This is a genomic window from Acinetobacter sp. V102_4, from assembly GCF_031799005.1.
Taxonomy (GTDB): Bacteria; Pseudomonadota; Gammaproteobacteria; order Pseudomonadales; family Moraxellaceae; genus Acinetobacter; species Acinetobacter calcoaceticus.
The window spans coordinates 195,438-220,767 of the sequence record NZ_JAVQNR010000053.1; the positions used below are offsets into that span (position 1 = coordinate 195,438).

The window sequence follows — 25,330 nt, forward strand, 5'->3', positions numbered from 1 at the left end:
ACAGCACGATCTTTAAAATCTCATGACTCTTGCATTTCATCTAACGAATGCCCCGATCCGGGCTCACCCAACGTGCTCGTTTCTCATCTCCACGTCGTAAGACTTTTGGAAATGCCACAATGGTTGCCGAAATAGTAATTAACCAAAAGACTAGCGGGTACCAAATCATCCAGAAATAATTTTTTCCTAGGTTTGGTTCATAACGACTATCCATCCATTTGCTTAAAGCAAACTGAATTAGACAAGTTGCCCCCAATAAAATACCGCTACCATACGGTAAAAATGGAGAGCTCACAACGGCTAGGGCTGGTACTGGTAAAATAAAATGTGCCAACCACAATACAGCCATCGCTAGCATTAAATATGACCAAACTAATGTTAAGCAAAGCTCAAACATTAAAGGCCATAAAAAATTCAATTTTGGCTTGGTGAACACATCAATATTTTTAATTAATACTTGTGCGCCACCCATTGCCCAACGTAAACGTTGTTTCCACAACCCATTTAAGGTTTCAGGCATTAAAATCCAAACCAAGGCATTCGGCTCAAACTCAATATCCCAACCTGCGCGCTGTAATTTCCAAGTAATATCGATATCTTCAGTCAACATATTTGGTGACCAATAGTCGACTTGGTGAACGGCGCTTTTACGAAAAGCGGTAATCACGCCTGATACGGTAAACAAGCGACCAAAGGTACGTTGTGCACGTTTAATCATGCCTACAATCGAAGAAAACTCACCGACCTGAATACGCCCTAATAAAGTTGAGCGAGTGCGGATACGCGGGTTTCCAGTCACCGCAGCAACAGTCGGATTTTTAAGAAAATGACGAATCATCCACTTTGCTGCATGTGGATCAAGTAAAGCATCACCGTCAATACCAATTAAAAACTCGGCATCGGTCATTAAGCTTCCGGCTTGTAATCCCATGGCTTTACCTTGGTTTTGAGCCAAATGAACAACACGCAGTTTTTCATGTTGTTCTGCTAAACGGTCGAGTACTTCGCCTGTATTGTCTGAGCTACCATCATTAATCGCGATGACTTCAAAATGAGGATAGTCCAGTTTTAAAGCATGGCTAATGGTTTCTTCTGCATTATCCCCTTCATTAAAACAAGGAACTAATACAGCGACTTTTGGATAACTTTCCAATGGAGCTGGTTGATCGTAAGGCGGAGCCTGACGTTCTTTCCAATAGAAAATGATCGCACCCATCATCCATAAATACGACATGAATAATGGATAATAAAAAACGAATTTTAAGGCATGCGACCATATTGCAGCAAAGATTGTCATGTTTCAGCCCCGACTACGGCACAAGACGAGAGGATTTTTCAGCAAATGCTTTATGCATTACATCAACATCCGGATGATCTTTAATTGGGTCATCAGGGTAATATCCCACATGCATTACCCCTTGCTGATAAAGAGAATGAATTGTTGCTGCCATTTCAGTTGAAGGTACCTTTTCGTTTTTACGCCAGTCGGTTGCCTGTAATTCAAAAACGGTTTTCTTGATGCCATTCGGGTATTGTTTTACCCGATCAACCATATCTTTATAGAACTGATCAGCATTATCGACCTGTTCCATATAAGGCATTGCCATAATAGCTGTAAAATCATAACGCTTTAATGACTCTTCAAGAGATTGAGAATACCAATTTTCCGCATATGGTTTTAAAGCAACTTGCGCATATAAATTGCGTGCAGTCATCAAGAACGGTTCATATTGTCGCACGTCATCAACGAGTTGCATCGCAAAATCATCTAGATATTTTGTCTTATATGCAGTCCACTTTTGCAAGTCTTGATCGTTTTCACGGATTTTTGCTAAATCTGTTGGTAAGCCTTGTTTCGCATAGGCTTTTAAAGCATCAGGGCTTGCATCTTCATAATCAGATAATGTCACGTCATCATGGAACAAGAGGCCATTAAATGGCGTTGATTTTGCCAAATCCTGATAAATTTCACGAATCGTTTGACGTGCATCGGCTGAGAATGGACTTAAACGGATATACCCCATATTAAGGTGTTCACCTGCTTTTTCCTGCTGAGTCACCACCAAGTCCTTAGAAACAGGATCAGTTTTTGGTAGTTCCCACGCCAATAACGGCATCCATGCATAAATACGGCTTACAGATGTGCGCGTTTGAATTTGCCATGCAACACGGTTAAATAAGTCCGCACGCATTGGAATATGACGGTTTGGGAAATAAACCATATCAGCAGAACCATTCGCATCTGGATCTGAGAATGCCTGTAAATAAACTGTATTTACACCCATGCCATTAATTCGATCTAACAAGTGTCCTAAATTACGCTCTTGTTGTTTCGGGTCTGGATCATAAATATAGTCCAGATCAATATGCATGATTTTTTGCGGACGATTATTATCCGTTAAATTTAATTCACGGTTTTTAATTTCCTGAGCTAAATCATCAGTTGTCATTCCACCTTCTACCAAAATACGGCTCATATTTTGTAGAGATTGTTTTGCATGGTCTGCCCCATCATCAAGCGTAATGGTCACTGGCATGCCTAATTTTTTTGCAATTTGAACAGTCTGCATATTATAGCGACCATATGGCCATACCATAATACGTGGTGAACGTAAGCCATGCGCTTTTAATAAGTCATTATTCTTTTTCAGGTCGTTATAAATTCGTGCCTGATATTGTGCATCGTTCTCATATGTTTGTGTTTTAACATCATAAAAACGTGTGGTCGCAGCAGGTTCAGAGTTGCCTTGCGGGTTTCCTGTAATACCACGATGCAAATGATAGCTATGATTCGCGATTTCGACTAAACCGCTGTCTTGCATCTCTTTAAGCTCATTCCAGCTTAAGATCTTATCGCGAGAGATTTCTTCGCCAGAGAAGTCAACTTTTTGACCAGCTTTTGGTTCTAACCATGAACCGACTACAGCCAAAACAACCGGAATCTTTTTTGCCTTAATAACAGGATATGCATTTTGATAAAAAGACTGATAACCATCATCTACAGTCAATAATACTGGCTTAGTCGGCAGTTGATATTTGCCTTGATGTGCACGAATTAATTGATCAACGGTAATAAAATGGAAACCATTCTTTTGCAACCATTCAACGTGCTGTGTAAATTGTTGAGTCGTTACCGCATACTCAGGAATCATTGCATTTTTTGTATCAGTAATTTCATGATAGCCAATGACCGTAAGTGTTGAAGCATCAATTTTTTGTGGTTTAGCCAATGCCATACCAGACATGCCAGTAAGGGCTAATCCAAGCGTAAGATTCAACAAAGGAGATGCAAAGCGGATAATCATGAAATAGCGTCTCAATAACAATATAGATTATTTATGTGAAATTTGATGTTAGGACACAAATTTTCTGAAATTTGGTCTTAATATCATCCTGCCCACAAATGAACAGTTTTTCAGTCAGCATTTATAATCAAATAACCTGAAAATAAGCTTAAATATTCAAAAAGCTAAAATATAAATTATGAATGTATTTATATTTAAAGCTCATATAAACAAGAAAGCCCCCTAAAGGGCTTTAAGTTTTTCGCTAGTCACGGGTTTTGACATCAAACAATTCAATTTCAAAAATTAAATTAGAATTGGCTGGAATAATCTTACCCATTTTACGTTCACCATATGCTAAATGAGCAGGTACAATAAGTTTACGCTTACCGCCAACTTTCATTCCCATGATGCCTTGGTCCCAGCCTTTAATGACACGGCCTGTTCCAATCACACATTCAAAATAATTACCGCGGTCGATTGAAGAGTCAAATTTTGTACCGTCTTCTAACCAACCTGTATAGTGAGTCGTAATCAAAGCGCCTTTAACCGCTTCTTTACCTTCACCTACTTTTAAATCGATAATTTCTAATTCATTTGACATGGTTTACCCCTTAAACAGAATCTTTAAATAGCAACTGGTACTTAGTGTACCAATTGAATCTGTAGAATTTGTTGCGCTTTTCTATTTTACTGTAACTGTGTCCACACGACATTTGCCTGACCCTTTTCACCTAAAAGAGTCCACTCTGTATCCATCACATTTAACTGTAGCTGCATGGTACGTTCACACAGTTGTTCGAGCTCAGCTGTGCTTGCAGGTGCGATTTGCCAAACCTGAACGTTACTTAAAGTTTTAATTTTACTATTTCTCTTCCACCACTCTTCGACTTGTGTGCCATACACAACAATCGCAACTTGTTTACAGCGTGCACTCGCTTTTTTAACTTTATCTTCCGAAGGTAAGCCCACTTCAATCCATGTTTCTAACTGACCCGTTAAATCTTTTTGCCATAACGCTGGTTCATCAGTTTCAAAAAGATCTTTTGTAAACTCAAGCTCATCACTTGCAAAACGGGCAAAGGCCATTAAACGAACCATTAATCGTTCTAATGTTTCCGAAGGATGTAAGGCAAGCGTCAGTTGGTAATCACCATAAATATGGTCATCCATATTCGCAATATTCAAGTCTGCCTTATAAATTGTTGCTTTAAGCGCCATGATTAATATGTTCCAAAATTTGGCGCTAAGGATACTCGATTTTAGCTAAAAATTATAAAAAAACTGAGTAATGCAAAACATCACGATGGCGAAATTTGCATATTCTTCCAAAACGCTCCACTTATTTTAGAGTTGGCTGGCTTTTTGCTTAAAAGAGATATTCTCCTCTTCCTAAAATTGATGACTTATGTGGCAAAAGCTCAAGCGTAGTTTATTTTTACAGGTTCTTTGTGCTCTCTTTCTTGGTGTTGCAGTTGGAGCTGGTTTTCATGATTTCTCCCTATCTTTAAAGCCATTGGGTGATGGTTTTATTTCTTTAATTAAGATGCTGATTGCACCAATTGTGTTTTGTGTGGTTGTACTCGGTATTTATGGTGCAAATGACATCAAAAAAATGGGCAAAGTCGGTGCAAAAACCATTCTTTATTTTGAAGTGGTCACCAGTATTGCTTTAGTTTTAGGCATTATTGTGGCCTATGTATTTAAACCTGGCGTTGGCATGAACATCGATATCAGCCATTTAGATGCAAAAGATTTAAGCACCTATACCGAACGTGCACATGAAATGCACACAGGTTCGGAATTTCTGCTCAATATTATTCCAAAAACCTTCACGGCTGCTTTTGCAAACGGCGATATTTTACAAGTTTTATTAATCGCTATTTTATTTGGTGTAGCACTACTTTTAATTCCTAAACATTTGGCAGAGCTGGTACGTCAGGCTTTGGAAGCTTTTTCTGAAGTCTTCTTTAAAATTATGGGACTGATTATTCGTTTAGCTCCAATTGGTGTTTTTGGTTCAGTGGCCTATACCACTGCCAAATTTGGTTTAGATTCACTTCTACAATTGGGTTATTTAGTTTTACTGTTTTATGCAACCTGCATTTTATTTGTTGTTATTGTTTTAGGTTCAATTTTAAAACTTGCTGGTCTCAACATCTTCAAATTTGTGGCTTATTTTAAAGATGAACTAGCCATTGTTTTAGGTACTGCCTCTTCTGACTCTGTTCTTCCTCAAATTATGAAAAAGCTTAAAAATTTGGGAATTAAAGATTCAACCGTAGGACTGGTTATTCCAACTGGTTATTCCTTTAACCTAGATGGGTTTTCAATTTACTTAACTCTAGCTGTTATTTTTATTGCACAAGCCTGCAATATTGATTTATCTACGCATGACTTGCTGGCTATTTTATTAGTTTCACTCATTACTTCTAAAGGTGCACATGGCATTCCCGGTTCAGCTTTAGTTATTCTTGCAGCCACGCTTTCTGTTATTCCAAGCCTGCCTGCGATTGGTCTAGTACTTCTACTTTCAGTCGACTGGTTCATTGGCATTATTCGTGCCTGCACCAACTTGATTGGTAACTGTGTTGCGGCCGTAGTCATTGCGCATTGGGAAAAGGATATTGACCATGCTCAAGCTAAAGCCGTGCTAAATACTAAACCTTAAAATTCGTTCAGAGAACATTGAATCATCTTTTTCTCAATGTTCTCTAATCTTCAATTCGGCAATTCAATAAATCAGTTTCAAATGCCAACCAATCGTGTTCATGTTGGCTAATCATTTCAATCCGGTTATCAATTCCCTCTTCGCCAGACTTATAATTAAATTGCTGCGGATTAAAGTTAAAGGTTTTCCAACCTTGATCCGTATTAAAAATTCCCTTAATTCGCAGCCAATCTTTTTGTGCACATAACACATCGAGCAAAGCATAAAACTCAAACTTCCAGCGTTTAGGCAATTTCCAACCCGCAACAATATAACCTTGTGCCGACTCGACATAATGATAAGGTAACTGCTGAATTTCTTTCACGACCTCAGTTTCAGTCATTTGTTTTTGAAGTTTAAGTAAAGGTTGAATAGAGCGTTCGGTTAAACGAGCAACCGCATCAATTTTATTTAACGCTAACTGACCATGTTCAGTTTTAATCCACTCTTGTTGATAAGGCTGATATTCTTCTTTTAATAACTCAAGTGCCTGATCATCTTCAAAAGTCATCACATCAGTATGTGACACCACCACAATTTGGGCAGCTTTTAACTGATCTTCATAAAGGTTTTGCTTTACCCAGTTTGTATCATGCAAACGGCTACCATCTACAACTGTGACTAATGCTCGCATGGCTAAACTACTTTGCCAATGCGGTTCAGTCAGTTGATCAAATAACTGCGAAGGATGCCCAAGACCAGTCGGTTCAATAAATAGTCGGTCTGGCTTTTGTTCACTCAATAGACGGGCTAAAGCAATATGCATAGGCAATTGACTGCTACAACATAAGCAACCACCTAATAATTCTTTGACTGCATATCCTTCATCTTGAGGTAAGAGTTGTTGGTCTACTCCAATTTGCCCAAACTCATTCATTAATACAGCCCAGACCTCATCTTTAGGCTTCTGACTTAATAAATGCTGTAATAACGTGGTTTTTCCCGCCCCTAAAAAACCGGAAATAATATGGGTAGGAACAGTTTTTTGGGCAATAAATTTCACGAGTCACTCAAATTAGAACGGTCTAAAATATTTTAGGTATATCACTCTTTTTTGTCATGTAAATGATTTTTAAACTTGGCCGATGATTTTTTAATTTTTACTTAACAAACCAAAAATGAGACTTACATCTCATTTAAAATCTAAATTAACTTTAGATAACCTCAACTCAAACGGAATATTCTATTTATGCATATTCACAATTCATGCCAAAGTGTTAGGTTTACGTAACACAATTGGTTTTTTTTCACTCAATAAGAAATATTTTTACACATTTTAAGGTGTATTTAAGCCAGTTAACTTTACAGATTCCGCACATAAACGGTCCGTATATTTCATATTGTTAAGATAGGCGTAATAGATTGTTAAGTTAATTGATGTAATCCCAAGCTCGGCTTAGCATGTGTCCTAGCTTAGTCATTCAGCCATATACGTTTCGTGTAGGTATGAACGATTAGGTTTGATTTACTTTTTTAATGAATTTAAGGATGCCATAAAATGAAATTAGCTAAGACTCTACTTGCAACAACTTTAGCTTTAACTGCAGTATCAACTTTCGCTGCTTCTAAACATGAACAAGCACACAGCACTGCTGGTGAAGAGAAAGTTGTTGTTTCAACTCAAGAACAAGCAAACACAGCAAACGCTGCATCTGATGCTGTAGGTTCTGCTTCTGAAGCTGCTCCTGCAGCTCGTTAATTCTCTCAGCACTCTCCTCCAAGCTCAGAGATAATTTTACTGAAATGAAAAATGGATGCTGAATTTCAGTAAAGAAGAAAAGGATCGAACCATGCTGCGGTTCGATCCTTTTTTTTAAGAAGATTTCTTATACATACTACAAGATGGGTTGTGATTTTCTTGTAGACGTAAAACCTTACGGTGCTCGGCTGCTTCAAAACGGCAACGTTTCCACTCTGTATCAAGTTTCAAATGAGGTACTTCACATGGCTTGCCCTGTTCATCAACAGCAACCATAGTGAAATAACAGCTATTGGTATGGCGCACTGTACGCTTCTGGATATTTTGGGCTTCAACACGTATTCCCACTTCCATTGAAGTACGGCCTACATGGTTAACACTTGCCAAGAAGGTTACCAGCTCACCTACATAAATAGGTTCTTTAAAATTCACCTTATCTACAGATAAAGTCACCACGTAGCCACCCGAATAACGACTCGCACAAGCGTAAGCGACTTGGTCTAGTAGTTTTAGAATCGTACCACCATGAACATTACCTGAAAAATTTGCCATATCAGGCGTCATCAAAACTGACATCGTCAATTCAGACTGATCATCAGTTGCTGTGGTTATTTCATCTAATGTAGGCATAGCTCAACTCTGTGTCTTAAAACAAGCTCAGTCAACATTATGGTTGATAATTCACAAAAAAAACATGATTAAATCCACAACATGGCATTGTATTTTTTAATATCTCTGATTGTTTTTTAAAATCTAATTTTTTAAAGCATTATTTTTAAAGTTATTTTTTATAGCTGCATCATTTATTTTAAAGTTTTATAGAACATGCTATGCCATTTTATTCCACGCTTAATGGCATAGCAGGGTCTTACAGATCACTCGCTATACTTTAGTAATAACGCCTGTCACACCATTAATAATCATATCAATGGCGATCGTTCCGATTAATAAAGCAGATAAACGGCCCACAATGTCAAAATAGCGGTCGATATGCTTGGCATGTTTATAGCGTAAATGATCATGTGAAAATTTCATCAAAATCAAAATACTACAGGTTAAAAATAAGGTGAAGGCAATCACTAAGGCTGCCTCACCAATTGACATTTCAATGCCTGTAACCACAGCGGCACTAATAGTTCCCGGACCAATCATAAATGGCATTGCAATGGTGCCAGCCAGATGTTCTGGCGCTCCTCGCATTTCACCAATCGTATCGGCACCCTGAAAAACATAGCGATAGCCAATGACCAAAAAGATAAGGCCTCCAAAAATCTGGAAGGCCTCAAAACGTACATTCAGATATTTACTAAAAATTGTTTCGCCGCCCCATGCAAATAGCATGAACACGACAAAAGCAATCAAGCTTCCCTGAATCAGTGCTTTATTAAACACCTTTGTTTCTGAATGGCGGATTAGGCCAATCATATAAATGCTCATTAAAAATGGATTGAGCAAAGAGAAAAATAAAGCAAAAGAATGTAGATAAGGAGAAGCCATGCATTGTCCTCTTAAGCTTGTGGATCTGGGAACAAAGGTCGGTTCCCTGGGCTAATACGATTAATATGTAAGAACGTCATATGTCTTTCATATTTATCTAAAATGTCATTAATAACCTGTTCCTTACCGTAACCAACGAGGTCGTTATCTTGAGAACCATCATAAAGATAGGTTTCAAGTCGATAATAGAACTGTTTACCCCGTTTCACACGTTGACTGAAAATCGGTGCGCTATAGCGTACAGGCCAGATCTGGTAAACGAAGTTTTGTTCTTCTTCCAAATGAATAGTGAAGTCGAGATGGTAAAGCGTGTCTTCATCTTCGAGTAGCGTTTGCTGCACATCCACGTTCATTCCCTGTTTAATGAGTTCATCAGCAACGGCCTGAACTGCCGGTCGGCAGACGGTGTCCAACATGCGCAGAGTTTCAGTGGTTCCCGGATGATGCATCACTCGGGTTAAACGCTGTTTCCAATTCAAAATATCAACATTACCCACCACTGGAGCTGCATTCATACTGCGGCTAGCCTGCCTGTAATCTTCAAGCCTTAAGGACTTATAAAGTCCTGCCATGACAAGGAACATCACGAAACTAAACGGCAACCCCATAATAATGGTTGCGTTTTGCAAAGCCGTAATCCCGTTGGTCATCAGCATCGCTAGCGTGAGTAAACCAATCGCAATTGCCCAAAACACACTCAGCCAACGCGGAGCATCATTATCAATATGAGTTAACTTTGTGGTGAAGTTACCTAAAACCAGCGCTCCCGAATCAGCAGATGTCACATAGAACAAAAGCCCTGTTACGGTGGCAATTGAAGCAATAAACGTAAAGCCCGGATATTGTGCTAACAAATCATAAAAACCATGAGCTGGATTCGCCAACACAGTGGCAGCTAAGGTTTGGTTCCCTTCAAAAATAACGCTGTGCAACGCACTATTACCGAAAATAGATAACCACGTGATCGTAAATAAAAGCGGGATAATTAAAGTACCAGACACAAACTCACGAATGGTACGCCCTCTTGAGATACGCGCCAGAAAAAGTCCTACAAATGGAGACCAGGCAATCCACCATGCCCAGAAGAACAAGGTCCAGCTACTCATCCACTCTTTAGGCTGTTCAAACGCAAAACTTTGTAAGGCCAAAGACGGGAAACGACTTAAGTAATCACCAACATTTTGAACAAGGGCATTGAGTAAAAACTCAGTATTTCCCAAAAATAAGATAAACAGTAAAAGGCCAATCGAAACATAAATATTGATTTCAGATAAAATCCGCAGGCCTTTATTAACGCCTGATGTCACCGAAATAATACTAATACCAACCGCGACAGCAATCAGGATAAACTGCATCCAGATGTTTTCTGGTAATCCCAATAACACATGTAGCCCATAATTTAGCTGTACCACCCCAATCCCGCAGGTCGTTGCAATACCAAAAATTGTCCCGATAACGGCAGCTGTATCAACGCTATGCCCAATTACACCATTAATTCTTTGACCAAAAATTGGGTAGAGTGCAGAGCGAATGGTAAGCGGCAGATTATAACGATAGCTAAAATATCCCAATGACATGCCAATCAAGGCATACATACACCAACCAGTTAAACCATAGTGGAACAATGTCCAGACCATACTTTGGCGTGCTGCCTCATAGGTTTGACCTGCTCCGACTGGAGGTTGCATATAATGAGATAAAGGCTCAGCGACCGAGAAGAACATTAAATCGATACCGATACCGGCCGAAAACAGCATGGCAGACCAACTCAGTAAACTAAACTCAGGTTTTGAATGCTTAGGTCCTAATTTAATACTGCCATATCTTGAACAGGCAATAAAAATCACAAACGCCATGTAAAGTGTTGCGGCAAGCAAGTAATACCAACCAAAGGTTGAAGTTACCCACTGAAGTACGGTGTTCATGATTCGGTTTGAAAAATCGTTGAACAAAAACGTGACGAGAGAAAAAATTAAAATAAGTACAGCTGAAAAATAAAAAACCACACGGTTGAGCGGGTCTTTTTTAGATTTAGATAATGTTAAATCATCAACTGCTCTTGGATTATCTGTTGCCATACAATCCTCAAGGAATAAAAAATAAAAACAAAATATTTAATTTCGTCTTTTCACTCTTATTTAAAACAATGAAAAGACGACTTTAAACGCAAAAAAATAATATATAGATGTGATCGGTTGAGGTTATAAAACCTCAGTCACTTTATTCTGGTCACCATTCGATGGAACCGAAATGTCTTTTGAAACAGCTAACTGCTTTTTCACTAATTGAGGGTCAAAATCATCTTGCTTTAGCGCTTTGGCTAAGCCAAACATATAAAGCAAAATAATGACTGAAAATGGTAAACCACATAACACCACAGCACTTTGCATGGAGTTAAAACTACCGGCTAAAAGCAAGCCAATACTTACAATGGTAATTACCACAGACCAAAAGACGCGTAACCAGATCGGTGAATCACTATCATTGGTGCCCCCTTTTGAGGACAAATTAGCGATCATTAGTGTACCAGAGCCAACTGGTGTCAAAAATAAAACGAAACAAATTACAACAACAATGCCAGCAACATAAGGATTAAATGGCAGATATTCGAGTAGCTTAAATAAAGATAATGCCGGATCAGTTAAGACCATATCACCCAAAACTTTCTGTTTTTGGTTCAAGATAAAGTAAATTGCCGTATTTCCAAAAACCGAGATCCAAGCTAGCGTAAAGCCTAATGGAATCAGGCATACACCCAGAATAACTTCCCGAATCGTACGTCCTTTTGAAATACGGGCAATAAACATCCCTACAAAAGGTGCCCAAGCAATCCACCATGCCCAATAAAAGACTGTCCACGAACCTAACCAACCACTTGCCTTCTGGTTGTATAAATACATATCAAAGCTTTTACCAATAAAATTGCTTAGATAATCACCCGTATTTTGCACAAGACCATTTAATAAATGATTTGTAGGACCCGTTAAAAATACAAATAAAAGTAAGGCATACAGTAGACGTAAATTAATACGAGATAACCATGCCAGACCTTTTTCGATGCCGACCACTGTCGTAATCGTGGCAACAAACATCATGACCAAAACGGCAGTAATTAAGGTCACAGAGTTATCAGGAATTTGAGGAAGTAAATAGCAAATACCAGATACGAGTACCAAAGCACCAATTCCTAAATTGGTGACCAAGGAAATAACCGTTGCTAAAATTCCAAAACCATCAACAAAATCTCCCACCAAGCCATGAACACGCTCTCCAAAAATTGGATAAAGCGCTGAACGTAATGCTAAGGGCAGATCTTGTCTAAAAGCGAAATAACCTAGAGTGACTCCAAGCAATGCATAGAGTACCCAGCCATGAATCCCCCAATGCAAAAAGCTATAGGTCATGGCATTTCGTGCAGCTTGAATGGTTCCAGCCTCACCTTCTGGTGGCCTCAAGAAGTGATCAACAGGCTCGGCAACGCCATAATAAAGTAACGCAATCCCAATACCTGCCGAGAACAACATTGAAGTCCATGCCAAATAAGTAAACTCAGGTTTGTCGTCGTCTTTTCCTAAGGGTATTTGCCCCACTTTTGAAAAAGCAAGCCAAGCGACAAAGCCCAAACACAGCACAATAACCAACATGTAATACCACCCAAAAAAGTGATTTACCTGCTCTTGTACATAGGTCAGCCAAAACTGACTTTTTTCTGGAAACAGCACAAAAAGTAGGCCAAAAATGCCAATACTGATGGCCGAACTCCAAAATACAAAACGATTTAACCGAATATGGTCTGAAGAATATTTATCACTTTTCAACACCATCTTATTGCTCCTTGCAATCGGTGTATTTTCTCAAAATAACGTGATAAGTAATGTACTTATGCGCATCATCCTATCCTTAAGAATCTTTGATTTTACCTCTTTATTCCTAGAGGCAATCTTCAAAAATTCATTGATTTTTACATATCATACTTGTTATTGATTGAACGTTCAATCAATAACAAGTATGATAAAAAAAGTGCTATGATGCTCTGCAAGTTAACATGCTGAATTTAAAGCACCACTAAAAGTGCTGATGTGGAAAAACATGACAAAACGCAGAGTAAAACCAGAGCACGTGCGACGTGAAGAAATTATGAACGCTGCACTCGACGTAATTTATGAAGTGGGGTTATCCAATACCACCATTGCACAAATTGCAAAAAAAGCCGAGCTGTCGACCGGCATTGTCAGCCATTATTTTGGCGACAAACAAGGGTTGATCAATACCTGTATGCAAGAAATGTTAAATGTTCTGCGTCGTAAAGCCGAACAGTACAGAGCAGAAGCAGATTCGCATCCAGAGAGCCAAATTAAGGCCATTATCGACTCGAACTTTGACATTAGTCAGGTTAATGAAAAAGCAATGCGGGTCTGGTTAGACTTTTGGTCAGCGAGTATGCATGTACCAGACTTAAGCCGCTTGCAAAAGATTAATGATCAACGCCTGTACTCTAACTTGAAATTTTATTTTCTCAAGTTAATGAATGAACAACAGGCCAGTGTTGCCGCTAGAGGGTTGGCAGCATTGATTGATGGATTATGGTTACGAGGCAGTTTAAGCCGTCATAACGAGTTTGACAGCAATCTTGCCCGTTCCATTGCTTACGATTATGTACAAACGCAAGTTCAATTTGCGAACAAGCCTTTGCAGGAGAGACAAAATGAGTGATGCACAAGTTCATCAACTGTATATCCATGGACGCTACGTTAAAGCAACCAGTGGTAAAACATTTAATAGTATTAACCCTGCCAACGGCGAGACGATCGCAACTCTTCAGCAAGCATCTGAACAAGATATTGAAGCTGCTGTACAAAGCGCACAACAAGGACAAAAAATCTGGGCTGCCATGACAGCCATGGAGCGTTCACGTATTTTACGTCGCGCAGTCGACATTTTGCGTGACCGTAATGATGAACTTGCCCGTCTTGAAACGCTAGACACTGGTAAAGCCTACAGCGAAACATCTACCGTCGACATTGTGACTGGTGCAGATGTACTCGAATATTATGCAGGCCTTGCAACAGCTATTCAGGGTGAACAAGTTCCGCTTCGCGAATCAAGTTTCTTTTATACACGCCGTGAACCTTTAGGCGTGGTTGCAGGTATTGGTGCCTGGAACTATCCAATTCAAATCGCTTTATGGAAATCTGCCCCTGCCCTTGCTGCTGGCAATGCCATGATTTTCAAACCTAGTGAAACCACCCCTCTTACTGCATTTAAACTTGCAGAAATCTATACAGAAGCTGGCTTACCAGACGGCGTATTCAACGTAGTTCAAGGGCCAGGCCGTGAAATTGGTCAGTGGTTAACTGAACATCCAGTAATTGAGAAAATCTCATTTACAGGTGGTGTTGAAACTGGCAAAAAAGTCATGGCAAGCGCTGCTGGCTCTACACTTAAAGAAGTCACCATGGAACTTGGTGGTAAGTCTCCACTGATTATTTGTGAAGATGCCGACCTTAATCGCGCAGCAGATATTGCTGTCATGGCGAACTTCTTTAGTTCAGGCCAAGTTTGTACCAACGGTACACGTGTTTTTGTTCCAAAATCTCTTTTAGCCGATTTTGAAAAAGCCGTTGTAGAGCGTGTAAAACGTATTCGCATTGGTGACCCAATGGCTGAAGAAACCAACTTCGGTCCACTCACCAGCTTCCCTCATATGGAAAAAGTTTTGTCTTTCATTGAGTCAGGCAAACAACAAGGCGCTAAAGTCTTAATTGGTGGTGGACGTGCAACAGAAGGTGACCTTGCTAAAGGCGCTTATGTACTACCGACGGTATTTAGCGACTGCAATGACCAGATGGCAATTGTTCAAGAGGAAATTTTTGGACCAGTCATGAGCATCTTAAGCTACGAGACTGAAGAAGAAGTGATTCGTCGTGCTAACGACACCACCTTTGGTTTAGCTGCTGGCGTTGTCACTCAAGACATTAGCCGCGCTCATCGCATTATTCACCAAATTGAAGCTGGTATTTGCTGGATTAACACTTGGGGTGAATCGCCTGCCGAGATGCCAGTGGGTGGCTACAAACAATCTGGTGTAGGCCGTGAAAATGGTCTAACCACGCTTGGGCACTATACCCGTATCAAATCTATTCAAGTTGAACTTGGCGATTATCAAAGCATTTTTTAATGCATCAATTGCCTTAAACACTTCAACCTAAATCACATATGCAGAGCAATCTTTATAGATTGCTCAGGCAAACTGTTAGTAAAAAAAGGATAGTTATGAATATTAAAGAATATGATTACATTATCATTGGCGCAGGATCTGCCGGAAATGTACTTGCTGCACGTCTTACTGAAGACAAAGATATCACCGTTTTATTATTAGAAGCTGGTGGACCAGATTATCGTTTGGATTTTCGTACCCAAATGCCGGCAGCTTTGGCCTACCCTCTTCAAGGTCGTCGCTATAACTGGGCTTATTTAACCGACCCTGAACCGCACATGAACAACCGTCGTATGGAATGCGGTCGTGGTAAAGGTTTAGGTGGCTCATCTTTAATTAATGGTATGTGCTATATCCGTGGTAATGCAATGGATTTAGAACAATGGGCAACCCATAAAGGCCTAGAAAACTGGTCTTATGCCGATTGTTTGCCATACTACAAAAAAGCTGAAACCCGTGATATTGGCGAAAATGACTACCATGGCGGCAATGGCCCTGTGTCAGTTGCTACACCTAAAAATGGCAATAATGTGTTGTTCCATGCCATGGTTGAAGCTGGCGTACAAGCAGGTTACCCGCGTACCGATGACTTAAATGGTTACCAGCAAGAAGGTTTTGGTCCAATGGACCGCACGGTAACGCCTAAAGGTCGCCGTTCAAGTACCGCACGTGGTTATCTGGATATGGCAAAAGGCCGTCCTAACCTCACCATTCTGACTCATGCAACGACTAATAAAATCTTGTTTAATCAAAAACAAGCCGTGGGTGTTGAATACATTATCGGGGCTGACCAAAACAACTTACAACGTGCTTTGGTTAAACGCGAAGTCTTACTGTGTGCAGGTGCAATTGCTTCACCACAAATTTTACAGCGCTCTGGTGTGGGTGAAAGTACTTTCTTAAAATCAATGGACATTGATGTCGTTCATGATTTGCCGGGTGTAGGTGAAAACCTGCAAGACCACTTGGAAATGTACCTACAATATAAATGTAAGCAACCCGTTTCTTTATACCCTGCCTTGAAATGGTATAACCAACCTGCAATTGGTGCTGAGTGGTTATTTAATGGAACAGGTATTGGCGCAAGTAACCAGTTTGAAGCAGGCGGATTTATTCGTAGTTCAGATGAGTTCAAATGGCCAAACATTCAGTACCATTTCTTGCCAGTTGCTATTAACTACAATGGTAGTAATGCAGTAAAAGAGCATGGTTTTCAGGCACACGTTGGTTCAATGCGTTCGCCTTCACGTGGCCGTATTAGACTTAAATCAAAAGATCCGTTTGAGCATCCAAGTATCTTGTTTAACTATATGTCGAGTGAACAAGACTGGCGTGAGTTCCGTGATGCGATTCGTATCACTCGTGAAATCATGCAGCAACCTGCTCTTGATCCATATCGTGGTGAAGAAATTAGTCCGGGCAAACATTTGCAAACAGATGCAGAGCTTGACGACTTTGTTCGTAACCATGCAGAAACGGCCTACCATCCGTCTTGTAGCTGTAAGATGGGTGAAGATGAAATGGCTGTCGTGGATGGTCAAGGGCGCGTCCATGGTATGCAAAGCTTACGTGTGGTTGATGCCTCGATCATGCCGCTTATTATTACCGGTAACTTAAATGCAACCACCATTATGATTGCCGAGAAAATTGCAGACCAAATTCGTGGACGTGAAGCATTACCACGTTCAACTGCACCATTCTATGTAGCCTCATAAAATCTTAAAGGGTATATTTCTTATGCAGAAATATACCCTTAATTTAATATTTATAATCCAAGCATTAATAAGAACGATGTATGACAGAAAATAAGCTCTTCAAAAAAAGCTGTTTTACATCAATATGGCATGAAACAAAAAATCATCTATCTTTATATACGTATATTCTTCAAATGATTTAACTTTAATCAAATAAAATTTATTAATTATATTTCAAATAGTTAATTAAAAATAATTATTGAAAATTATCTTATTAAAGCTCAAATTGATCAAATATAAATCATATTTATGATATTGATGAAACCCATTTATTATAAAAATTGTCTTGTCAATGCAAAATTGGTCTAAAATATAGAGTGTTTGCGATAATCCCAAGTAATTTTATTTTTTTATAAGTTCTCTGATTTTGAGAATTTACTTCGCATTTATATCCATTTTGTCTGGATACGCTGTCTAGGTTTCCTCACACCTTAAGTGACTCAAATAACTTATTTTAAGGTCCCCCTTACATGAAAAAGTTTTTGAAATACCTTCTGGTATTAATCATTCTTATTTTAATTGCAGGTATCGTTTTCTTGTTTAGACCGACGACGTCAAAACAAGTTCAAACTGCAAAAGATGAGCCAGTTGTTGATGCCGTTCTTGTTGGCGGCGGCATCATGAGTGCCACTCTCGGTACTTATTTCACTGAGCTTGAACCAAACTGGCAAATTCGTATGTATGAACGTCTTGACCAAGTTGCTCAAGAAAGTTCAAACGGCTTTAACAATGCCGGAACAGGCCACTCTGGCTTTATGGAAATGAACTATACCGAAGAAAAAAACGGTAAGATGGAAATTGTCAAAGCTGAAAAAGTTGCTTCTCAATTTGAAGTTGCTAAACAGTTTTGGTCATATCAGGTAAAACAAGGCGTTTTAGCTGAACCTAAATCATTCATTAACCCAGTTCCGCACATTGCTTTCGTTTGGGGCGATAACGTTCAATTCTTAGAAAAACGTTATGCTGCAATGATTCAAAGCCCGTTGTTCAAAGGTATGAAATTTACTGAAGACCCAGCTGTTATTAAACAATGGGCGCCTTTAGTGATGAACGATCGTGACCCTAGTCAAAAAGTTGCAGCGACCCGTATGGATGTTGGCTCTGACGTAAACTATGGTTCTATCACTAAACAATTAGTGAATCGTTTAGACCAAAACCCTAATTTCAAATTACAGACTTCAACCGAAGTGACTGGCATCAGCCAAAATGATGACAAAACTTGGACTGTGTCTTTCAAAAATTTGAAAACTGGTAAAGTAGATCACGTTAAAACGCGTTTTGTATTTATTGGTGCAGGTGGTGCAGCAGTTAAATTATTGCAACTTACTGGTTTACCAGAAGCGAAACAATATGCTGGCTTCCCTGTCGGTGGTGAGTTCTTAATTACTGACAACCCAAAAATTACTGCAGAACACACAGCAAAAGTTTATGGTCGTGCTGAATTAGGTGCGCCTCCAATGTCTGTGCCACATATTGATACGCGTTATATCGACGGTAAAAAATATGTATTGTTTGGACCATTTGCTACGTATTCAAACAAGTTCCTGAAAAATGGTTCTCAGCTTGATTTACTTGCATCAACTAACAAAAACAACGTTTTACCAATGACCACTGTTGGTTTGGAAAATCTTGATCTTGTTAAATACTTGGTTAGCCAAGTCATGATGTCAGATGAAGACCGTCTAAATGAACTTCGTAAATACTACCCAGATGCGAAAGCTGAAGACTGGCGTTTAAGCCAAGGTGGTCAACGTGTTCAGATCATCAAAAAAGAACCGGGTAAACCAGCTACACTCCAATTCGGTACAGAAATCTTTGCGTCTAAAGATGGTGCTGTAACTGCATTGTTAGGCGCGTCTCCGGGTGCTTCGACTTCTCCATATATCATGCTCAACTTGCTTGAAAAAGCTTTCCCTGAGCAAACTGAAGGTAAATGGAATCAGAAGCTTCATGAAATTGTTGTTTCTTATAAACAAGACCTAAGCAAAGATCCTGTATTACTCGACAAAGTTCGTCAGTACACAAGTTCTACACTTGGCTTGAACTATACATCTCCGTTTAAAGCGGCAAACGATGAAACTGCTGCTGCCCCTGTTGCAAAAGCAAACTAAGTTTGATGATGTATAAGTAAAATTCCAAAAGGATGAATTTCGATTCGTCCTTTTGTTTTTTAAGACCTCAGTTGAAATATTTAGATTAGCTATGACGCCTTTAAACTCATCATCCCGCCTCTTTTCATTTTGTTTTAAGCTCGTGCTTGTTGTGCTACTGGCTTATCTGTTGGTAAGCGGTTTTTATATGTGGATGATTGGCGGCACAGCTATTTATGTAAGTTCAGCCGTGTTACTTGCCATCACTGCTTATGCATTTAAGCTCGGCAAATATCAAAAACTATTTTCAATTTTAAATCTACTAATCAGTGCTGTCTCAGTCTACTTCAGTACCACTCATTTATTTTTCTCTCCTATTCAATTCTTTATATTTTTACCGGCTCTGTTTTTTTTGTCATTGGCGTTTACTCACTTAAAAAAAATTCGAAGCCTATATAAAGCTTTAATATTAATCAGCTTATTGATTTGGTCAGGCATACATTTTAGTCAACTTGAGCAACTTAAAGCCTATTATAAAACTCAGCACACTGGGGAAAGTTGGCAACAATATGGCGCACTTTAAGATTGTTTTTTAGTCTATAGCTGTATATAAATAAGTCTTCTTTTTCACATGAAGTTCATCAGTAAAATTGAACATCATATACAGAATTCCTTTTAAGAAAAAATATTCATAACAATCTAATTTATTTAGAAATATATCGAGCATATTAGCGATTGAATACGCCCCTTCTACACGCTAGATTACTTAAATATTTTTTCTCCCTTTATGTTGTAATTTATGAAAATTTTAGATGGCGGTTTAGGCCGTGAATTGGCCCGTCGTGGCGCTCCATTTCGTCAACCAGAGTGGTCTGCGCTCGCACTCATTGAAGCGCCTGAAACAGTAAAAGAAGTACATCTCGATTTTATCAACGCTGGTTCAGAAGTCATTACCACCAATAACTATGCTGTTGTACCGTTTCATATTGGGCAAGAACGCTTTGAAACTGACGGTATTCGTTTAATTCAAGTTGCCATCGAACAAGCAAAAAATGCAGTTAAAGAAAGCGGCAAAAATGTCAAAATTGCAGGCTGCTTACCACCTTTATTTGGTTCTTACCGTGCAGACCTTTTTCAAGCTGAGCAGGCTAAAGACCTTGCTGAACCAATCATTAATACATTGGCACCAGAGGTAGATTTCTGGTTAGCAGAAACTCAATCGTGCTTAAAAGAAGTCGAAACAGTGCATGCCTTATTACCAAAAGATGGTAAGGACTATTGGGTATCGTTTACCCTGCAAGACGAAATTACACAAGAACAAGCCTTACTCCGCTCAGGCGAAAACATGCAACAAGTGGCTGATTTTATAAAACAGTCAAATGCCAACGCGGTTTTGTTTAACTGCTGCCAGCCTGAAGTAATCTTGCAAGCCATTAATGAAATTAAAGGACTCATTCCAGAGTCTGTACAAATTGGTGCCTATGCCAATGCATTCCCGCCACAAGATGAAAGTGCTACTGCCAACGATGGTCTTGATGAAATTCGTAAAGACCTTGATGCTCCTGCTTATCTTGGTTTTGCCAAGCAGTGGCAGCAAGCAGGTGCAAGTTTAGTGGGCGGTTGCTGTGGTATTGGTCCAGAACATATTGCTGAACTCTCTCAATTTTTTAAAGAATAAATACCATGTCTGCTGCCAAAATTGGATTGTTGTCTCTTACAGCGCTGGTCTTTAGTTCTATGGTGGGGTCAGGCGTATTTAGCCTACCCCAAAATATGGCTCAGGTTGCCAACGGCTCTGCCCTTCTTGTTGCATGGCTCATTACCGGAGTCGGCATTATTTTCTTAGCCCTCACGCTATTACATTTAACTCGCCAACGACCAGATCTAGACGGTGGTATTTATAACTATGCGCGTGAAGGTTTTGGTGACCTGATTGGGTTTTGCTCTGCTTGGGGCTATTGGTTATGTACCACCATTGGTATTGTCGGTTATGTCGTGATTGCCTTTTCGGGCGTTGGCATGTTTACCGACAGCAAAGACCATATTATTTTTGGTGAAGGTAATACGCTTTATTCACTGATTGGCTCAAGCATTTTTGTATGGCTTGTACACTGGTTAGTGAGTCGAGGCATTAAAGAAGCGGCAATTGTGAATTTACTGGCGACCATTGCCAAAATCATTCCAATGGTGGTTTTCATCTTCTTTACCTTCATTGCCTTTAAGTTTGATTTATTCAAGCTCAACTTAAATGACTTCTCTTTAAAAGTTCCACTTTGGCAGCAAGTGAAAGACCTGATGCTAATTACCCTTTGGGTATTTACCGGTATTGAAGGTGCTGTGGTTTTATCATCGCGTGCAAAAAACCGTTATGACATTGGTAAAGCGACCATTTTGGGTGTGTTACTGGCATTAACTTTTTATGTAATGGTGACAGTATTGGCCTATGGCGTGGTCAGCCGTGAAGCACTTGCTGGCATGCATAACCCATCAATGGCAACCATTTTACAGCAGCTCATCGGTTTGCCAGGCACTATCGTTATTACCATCGGCCTTATTATTTCTGTTGCTTCGTCTTATTTAAGCTGGACTTTATTTGCAACTGAAATTCCATATTTGGCAGCAAAAAATGGTGCATTCCCAAAATTATTTTTAAAGAATAATCAGAATAATGTGCCGATTTCATCGCTTTGGCTCACCACTCTGGTCGTGCAAGGCGCATTGATTGCCGTGTATTTTTTCAATAAAAACTACACCCAACTTTTATTGATTTCATCGGTAATGATTTTACTGCCTTATTTTCTGGTGTCGGCTTTTTATCTTAAAGAATCGATTCGCCACAAACGTACCCCACATATTGCCATTGCAAGCGTCGCTTCAATCTATGCGCTTTGGTTACTCTATGCAGCAGGATTAGATTTATTGCTCCTGTCTGTGGTCTTGTATTTGGTCGGCTTGGTTATTTTTTCAATCAGCTACTTTGAGCACAAAAAATCGCTCAAACAAAATCAGCTAAATTAAGTATTTCAACCACTGCTGACCCATTTCAGCAGTGGTTGTCTAAAAACAAAAATTCTATTTTGAAGGCTGTGACTGCTTAAGATGCAACCGTAAAATACGGCGTAATTCTAAAATCGCCTCTGGGCTAGTTTGAATTGAATGCCCACCTTTAATAATCAGTTCCGACTGTTCACCACCTAAATGTGAACTTTGATAAGGCACAATTCCATCGCTGCTTTTTAACTTATCAGTTGTCCCATTAATATTGCCCATAATTGAGTGATAGACCACGTTAGACGATGGTTGAATGGCTTGCGTAAGCTGCATAAAGTTGGAAGAACGACTTAAATTACTCGCGCCATTTTCAATTAAACCTTTTCTGAGTTTCGTATTTTTCTCATCTCTCATTTCGACTGCAATAAAAAAGTCAGCAGGTAAACGAATAACACGGCGGGCAATTTGGGTAAACCATCGGTCAGCGTAGTCTGTACCATGATGTGGCGCCGAAACAAAAACAACCCGCTTAAAATAAGGCAAAGCTTTGAACTGAAAACGCTCTTTAATCACTGGATTTTCTTTTAAACGATTTAACTGCGCTTCATTCATTTTTTGCATGGCTTGCTCTGAAACATCAGCAACGCTTACTAATAAACGGCTAATGACTCCGCCCATACTATGCCCAACCAACACGGCATCGTGCGCAGCATAGCTGTCTTTAGCAATGTTTTGAAAAGCTTGATTCAGCAATGAATAAATCTGAAAACGACTTTCAAAAATCGGCATATTGGTTGAATAAAACACCTGCCAAACTTGATAGTTTTGTCTTAATTCGGCATCGCCCATAATGTCATTGGTTAGGCTCACCCACGCCTCTGGGCTACTTGCCAAGCCATGAACAAACACAATGATTTTCTTATTGGGGTTAAAAGGTTCCAGCATATATAAATGCGGCATGATTAAATTGGATTCTTTATTAATTAAAGACCAGTAGCCTGCTGCACCTAAATTATATTTCGATAGCCAAAGTCCATAAGGCGCCGAATAATTTGCAGTGAGTGGATAGTCCACACCTTCAACTTTTACACGGTCTTGTCGATATGGATCGAACATCGCAATTTCTAACTCTGCCCCTGCAATCACCTGATCAGCTGTTGCTGTTTGTTTTGGGTAAGCAATGGCTGTGACTGGAAAGAAGCGCGGTAAATGAATATTAGGATTGGTTTGATGAGCGTAAAAAGCATCGGGGTCTAAAATGAAGCCATGATTTACATCATTTTCTTTACGCCCGACAATAAACTCTGCCCCTAAGCCATCTTTACGGTTAACGGTATTAAAGCCAGAAAAATTCATGTTATAGCTAGAGCGAAAAGTATCGACTTCAATTTTTTGTACATCTACGGCATGGTCAAAATTGACGTGGTACTCATGCCCATCTGCTTTCAGCAGCGGTGGAAAACGATGCGTATTTAAATGATTAAAATACGTGGTCATTAACTTCGACAAAGCCACGTTATAAAAAATACGCACCTGATTTTGGCGATGGTCAAATACCCGATCGAACGGCGACTCTTCAGAGTCGAATAAATACACATAGCTATAGCGCAAGCTTTTATCGAACAAAGCTAACTCTTGCTCAACACAATTTTTACTTTTATTAATAGCATTACACTGGCTGCCACGCCCAACATCTAAAGCCTTAGCTAAGTAAATTTCACTCAGCGCAGCATAGCGTTCTTCTCGACTGCTATTTTCAGACAAGCTTTGAATTTTAATTAAACAATCATCAAAATTTTGCAGACAAGATTTTTCGTCTTTTTTAACTAAATACAGCAAGTTTTGAGTTTGATGACTTAAGGTGCCGTCAGTCAGAATACTTTCATTCTTACTTTTTAAAGCATTACTTAAATTACTTTCTTTTAAATTAATGACCTGACAGCCACTGAGCAAAGCCATTATTGTTATCATTGAATAATGGTAAGACTTTGTCATTCTGCATTCCTTAATCGAATGTATTCCCCATTAGGTCATTATGCCTGTAAAGCAATGAACGAACAATTTTAGCTCAGCTTCCGTTTTCCTTTATTGCGAAAAAAAGCCTGAACTCACTGTAATTCAGGCTCAATGGTTATGTATTTCAATCAAGCTTGGTTGAACTTTTGCTGTGAAGCTAAATAAGAGAAATACAAAATGGGTAAGATAAACGGCGCTACACTCCAAAAATCAAAATAGACATAGAGTATCGCTCCCAAGAAAGCACCAATCACAAACCCAATCACAATACTGGCGCTTTTTAGAAAACTTGCTCGATTGGCTGCATTATTATTTTTAAGTAAGTTAGCAATATCAATACCCAGCTGTGTGGTATTGCCCGTCATCATGGTACTTGGGCTAATATTTTTAATCAGCGTTTTGCTTGAAGTATTACGAATAGCTAAGGCAATTAAACCCAACCCACCTGTCAATGCTACAGTAATTGCATCGGCATTTTTAAAAGGTTCGAAATAAAGCCCTGCAATCATAAAAGCAGATAGAAAGATGGCTTCAAATAAAAATAAATAAGACAGCGTTTTGTGCTTCATCTGACTACGGTCAATTAAAAGTTTTGTAATCACAACTGTCACAATGAACAAAGGAATCGCAGCAAGCTTAATCCATAAACCAGAGCCGCCTTTAACCCATGCCGCCCCTGCCAACACTAAGTTTCCTGTAACATGAGCGGTAAAAAAGCCAAACAATGCAATAAAGCCAATGGTATCAATCGCCCCACCAACCATAGTTAGTAAAACAGGATCTCGACATATCGCCCATGTACTTTCTGTTTCTTTTTTAATTGGGGTATCTACCATATAAAATATCCTGTTAAATTAAAGTTTTAAAGCAATTAAGTTGTATATAAATGATTTAAAAATGAATAATGCTTAAATGTTTATGAAAGCAAAAAAAGATGTAAAAAAATAGGGTGTGTAATGTCGTAACACTGTCTTTAAAATAGCAACAATCAAAATTGTCTATTTTAAGGACAATAAAACAGTGATCATCTTCAAATCAATTTGACCTCTAAAACAGTTCTAACTATGATGAA

General features: G+C 39.2%; 20 protein-coding genes. 9 read left to right on the forward strand and 11 right to left on the reverse strand.

Features of this window, described 5'->3' with window-relative positions; all coding sequences use genetic code 11:
* Positions 1–40: 40 nt before the first annotated feature.
* The 4 genes from pgaC to RMB13_RS21360 form a co-directional block, all read right to left on the reverse strand.
* Positions 41–1,297, reverse strand: a complete 1,257-nt coding sequence (pgaC, locus tag RMB13_RS21345; protein WP_281831382.1) for a poly-beta-1,6-N-acetyl-D-glucosamine synthase — start codon at positions 1,295–1,297, stop codon at positions 41–43.
* Between the two features lie 13 nt (positions 1,298–1,310).
* Positions 1,311–3,305, reverse strand: a complete 1,995-nt coding sequence (gene pgaB / locus RMB13_RS21350; protein ID WP_311086308.1) for a poly-beta-1,6-N-acetyl-D-glucosamine N-deacetylase PgaB — start codon at positions 3,303–3,305, stop codon at positions 1,311–1,313.
* Between the two features lie 244 nt (positions 3,306–3,549).
* A complete protein-coding gene (locus tag RMB13_RS21355; protein WP_002117532.1) occupies positions 3,550–3,888 on the reverse strand; it encodes an FKBP-type peptidyl-prolyl cis-trans isomerase in 339 nt (112 codons plus the stop codon).
* An 86-nt stretch (positions 3,889–3,974) separates the two neighbouring features.
* Positions 3,975–4,505 carry a YaeQ family protein gene (locus RMB13_RS21360; RefSeq protein ID WP_056478432.1) on the reverse strand — a complete coding sequence of 177 codons (531 nt, stop codon included), beginning with the start codon at positions 4,503–4,505 and terminating at the stop codon, positions 3,975–3,977.
* 187 nt (positions 4,506–4,692) lie between these two features.
* Between RMB13_RS21360 and dctA the strand changes: the two genes are divergently transcribed.
* The gene (gene dctA / locus RMB13_RS21365) at positions 4,693–5,955 is read left to right on the forward strand and encodes a C4-dicarboxylate transporter DctA (protein WP_005042354.1); all 1,263 of its coding nucleotides are present in this window, start codon (positions 4,693–4,695) and stop codon (positions 5,953–5,955) included.
* 43 nt (positions 5,956–5,998) lie between these two features.
* Here the strand turns inward: dctA and RMB13_RS21370 are convergent, their stop codons facing one another.
* The gene (locus RMB13_RS21370; RefSeq protein WP_017391741.1) at positions 5,999–6,997 is read right to left on the reverse strand and encodes a GTP-binding protein; all 999 of its coding nucleotides are present in this window, start codon (positions 6,995–6,997) and stop codon (positions 5,999–6,001) included.
* Between the two features lie 495 nt (positions 6,998–7,492).
* Here RMB13_RS21370 and RMB13_RS21375 point away from each other — a divergent pair, with 495 nt between their 5' ends.
* A complete protein-coding gene (locus RMB13_RS21375; protein WP_005042359.1) occupies positions 7,493–7,693 on the forward strand; it encodes a hypothetical protein in 201 nt (66 codons plus the stop codon).
* 114 nt (positions 7,694–7,807) lie between these two features.
* Here the strand turns inward: RMB13_RS21375 and RMB13_RS21380 are convergent, their stop codons facing one another.
* From RMB13_RS21380 to RMB13_RS21395, 4 genes are all read right to left on the reverse strand, one after another.
* Positions 7,808–8,323: an acyl-CoA thioesterase gene (locus tag RMB13_RS21380; protein WP_005303245.1), complete on the reverse strand. Its 516-nt coding sequence runs from the start codon at positions 8,321–8,323 to the stop codon at positions 7,808–7,810.
* 252 nt (positions 8,324–8,575) lie between these two features.
* Positions 8,576–9,190, reverse strand: coding sequence for a MarC family protein (locus RMB13_RS21385; RefSeq protein WP_003653161.1), 615 nt, complete (start codon positions 9,188–9,190; stop codon positions 8,576–8,578).
* A gap of 11 nt (positions 9,191–9,201) precedes the next feature.
* The gene (locus RMB13_RS21390) at positions 9,202–11,268 is read right to left on the reverse strand and encodes a choline transporter (RefSeq protein WP_017391742.1); all 2,067 of its coding nucleotides are present in this window, start codon (positions 11,266–11,268) and stop codon (positions 9,202–9,204) included.
* A gap of 123 nt (positions 11,269–11,391) precedes the next feature.
* Positions 11,392–13,014, reverse strand: coding sequence for a BCCT family transporter (locus RMB13_RS21395; protein ID WP_311086309.1), 1,623 nt, complete (start codon positions 13,012–13,014; stop codon positions 11,392–11,394).
* 265 nt (positions 13,015–13,279) lie between these two features.
* Here RMB13_RS21395 and betI point away from each other — a divergent pair, with 265 nt between their 5' ends.
* From betI to RMB13_RS21430, 7 genes are all read left to right on the forward strand, one after another.
* Positions 13,280–13,903: a transcriptional regulator BetI gene (gene betI, locus RMB13_RS21400; RefSeq protein ID WP_311086311.1), complete on the forward strand. Its 624-nt coding sequence runs from the start codon at positions 13,280–13,282 to the stop codon at positions 13,901–13,903.
* Entirely contained in the window at positions 13,896–15,368 is a 1,473-nt protein-coding gene (gene betB, locus RMB13_RS21405; RefSeq protein WP_311086312.1) for a betaine-aldehyde dehydrogenase, read from the forward strand. Before betI ends, betB begins: the two co-directional genes overlap by 8 nt.
* Positions 15,369–15,463: 95 nt before the next feature.
* Positions 15,464–17,122 carry a choline dehydrogenase gene (gene betA / locus RMB13_RS21410; protein ID WP_311086313.1) on the forward strand — a complete coding sequence of 553 codons (1,659 nt, stop codon included), beginning with the start codon at positions 15,464–15,466 and terminating at the stop codon, positions 17,120–17,122.
* Between the two features lie 509 nt (positions 17,123–17,631).
* The gene (mqo, locus tag RMB13_RS21415; protein WP_004641704.1) at positions 17,632–19,272 is read left to right on the forward strand and encodes a malate dehydrogenase (quinone); all 1,641 of its coding nucleotides are present in this window, start codon (positions 17,632–17,634) and stop codon (positions 19,270–19,272) included.
* A gap of 91 nt (positions 19,273–19,363) precedes the next feature.
* Positions 19,364–19,834: a hypothetical protein gene (locus tag RMB13_RS21420; RefSeq protein ID WP_281831397.1), complete on the forward strand. Its 471-nt coding sequence runs from the start codon at positions 19,364–19,366 to the stop codon at positions 19,832–19,834.
* A gap of 216 nt (positions 19,835–20,050) precedes the next feature.
* Positions 20,051–20,929 (forward strand): homocysteine S-methyltransferase family protein, encoded by an 879-nt coding sequence (locus RMB13_RS21425; RefSeq protein ID WP_311086314.1) that lies wholly within the window; start codon positions 20,051–20,053, stop codon positions 20,927–20,929.
* Positions 20,930–20,934: 5 nt separating this feature from the next.
* A complete protein-coding gene (locus RMB13_RS21430) occupies positions 20,935–22,269 on the forward strand; it encodes a basic amino acid/polyamine antiporter (protein ID WP_132071946.1) in 1,335 nt (444 codons plus the stop codon).
* 54 nt (positions 22,270–22,323) lie between these two features.
* Here the strand turns inward: RMB13_RS21430 and RMB13_RS21435 are convergent, their stop codons facing one another.
* Positions 22,324–24,237: an alpha/beta fold hydrolase gene (locus RMB13_RS21435; RefSeq protein ID WP_311086315.1), complete on the reverse strand. Its 1,914-nt coding sequence runs from the start codon at positions 24,235–24,237 to the stop codon at positions 22,324–22,326.
* A 149-nt stretch (positions 24,238–24,386) separates the two neighbouring features.
* A complete protein-coding gene (locus RMB13_RS21440) occupies positions 24,387–25,094 on the reverse strand; it encodes a YoaK family protein (protein WP_311086316.1) in 708 nt (235 codons plus the stop codon).
* Positions 25,095–25,330 lie beyond the last annotated feature (236 nt).

Excerpts from the sequence above, each read along its gene's own strand:
- RMB13_RS21395 (WP_311086309.1), bottom strand. The coding sequence starts at position 13,014 with ATGGTGTTGAAAAGTGATAAATATTCTTCAGACCATATTCGGTTAAAT.
- RMB13_RS21355 (WP_002117532.1), bottom strand. The coding sequence starts at position 3,888 with ATGTCAAATGAATTAGAAATTATCGATTTAAAAGTAGGTGAAGGTAAA.
- RMB13_RS21380 (WP_005303245.1), bottom strand. The coding sequence starts at position 8,323 with ATGCCTACATTAGATGAAATAACCACAGCAACTGATGATCAGTCTGAA.
- pgaC (WP_281831382.1), bottom strand. The coding sequence starts at position 1,297 with ATGACAATCTTTGCTGCAATATGGTCGCATGCCTTAAAATTCGTTTTT.
- betI (WP_311086311.1), top strand. The coding sequence starts at position 13,280 with ATGACAAAACGCAGAGTAAAACCAGAGCACGTGCGACGTGAAGAAATT.
- RMB13_RS21360 (WP_056478432.1), bottom strand. The coding sequence starts at position 4,505 with ATGGCGCTTAAAGCAACAATTTATAAGGCAGACTTGAATATTGCGAAT.
- RMB13_RS21435 (WP_311086315.1), bottom strand. The coding sequence starts at position 24,237 with ATGACAAAGTCTTACCATTATTCAATGATAACAATAATGGCTTTGCTC.
- RMB13_RS21440 (WP_311086316.1), bottom strand. The coding sequence starts at position 25,094 with ATGGTAGATACCCCAATTAAAAAAGAAACAGAAAGTACATGGGCGATA.
- RMB13_RS21385 (WP_003653161.1), bottom strand. The coding sequence starts at position 9,190 with ATGGCTTCTCCTTATCTACATTCTTTTGCTTTATTTTTCTCTTTGCTC.
- pgaB (WP_311086308.1), bottom strand. The coding sequence starts at position 3,305 with ATGATTATCCGCTTTGCATCTCCTTTGTTGAATCTTACGCTTGGATTA.
- RMB13_RS21390 (WP_017391742.1), bottom strand. The coding sequence starts at position 11,268 with ATGGCAACAGATAATCCAAGAGCAGTTGATGATTTAACATTATCTAAA.
- betB (WP_311086312.1), top strand. The coding sequence starts at position 13,896 with ATGAGTGATGCACAAGTTCATCAACTGTATATCCATGGACGCTACGTT.
- betA (WP_311086313.1), top strand. The coding sequence starts at position 15,464 with ATGAATATTAAAGAATATGATTACATTATCATTGGCGCAGGATCTGCC.
- RMB13_RS21430 (WP_132071946.1), top strand. The coding sequence starts at position 20,935 with ATGTCTGCTGCCAAAATTGGATTGTTGTCTCTTACAGCGCTGGTCTTT.
- RMB13_RS21425 (WP_311086314.1), top strand. The coding sequence starts at position 20,051 with ATGAAAATTTTAGATGGCGGTTTAGGCCGTGAATTGGCCCGTCGTGGC.
- RMB13_RS21375 (WP_005042359.1), top strand. The coding sequence starts at position 7,493 with ATGAAATTAGCTAAGACTCTACTTGCAACAACTTTAGCTTTAACTGCA.
- dctA (WP_005042354.1), top strand. The coding sequence starts at position 4,693 with ATGTGGCAAAAGCTCAAGCGTAGTTTATTTTTACAGGTTCTTTGTGCT.
- mqo (WP_004641704.1), top strand. The coding sequence starts at position 17,632 with ATGAAAAAGTTTTTGAAATACCTTCTGGTATTAATCATTCTTATTTTA.
- RMB13_RS21420 (WP_281831397.1), top strand. The coding sequence starts at position 19,364 with ATGACGCCTTTAAACTCATCATCCCGCCTCTTTTCATTTTGTTTTAAG.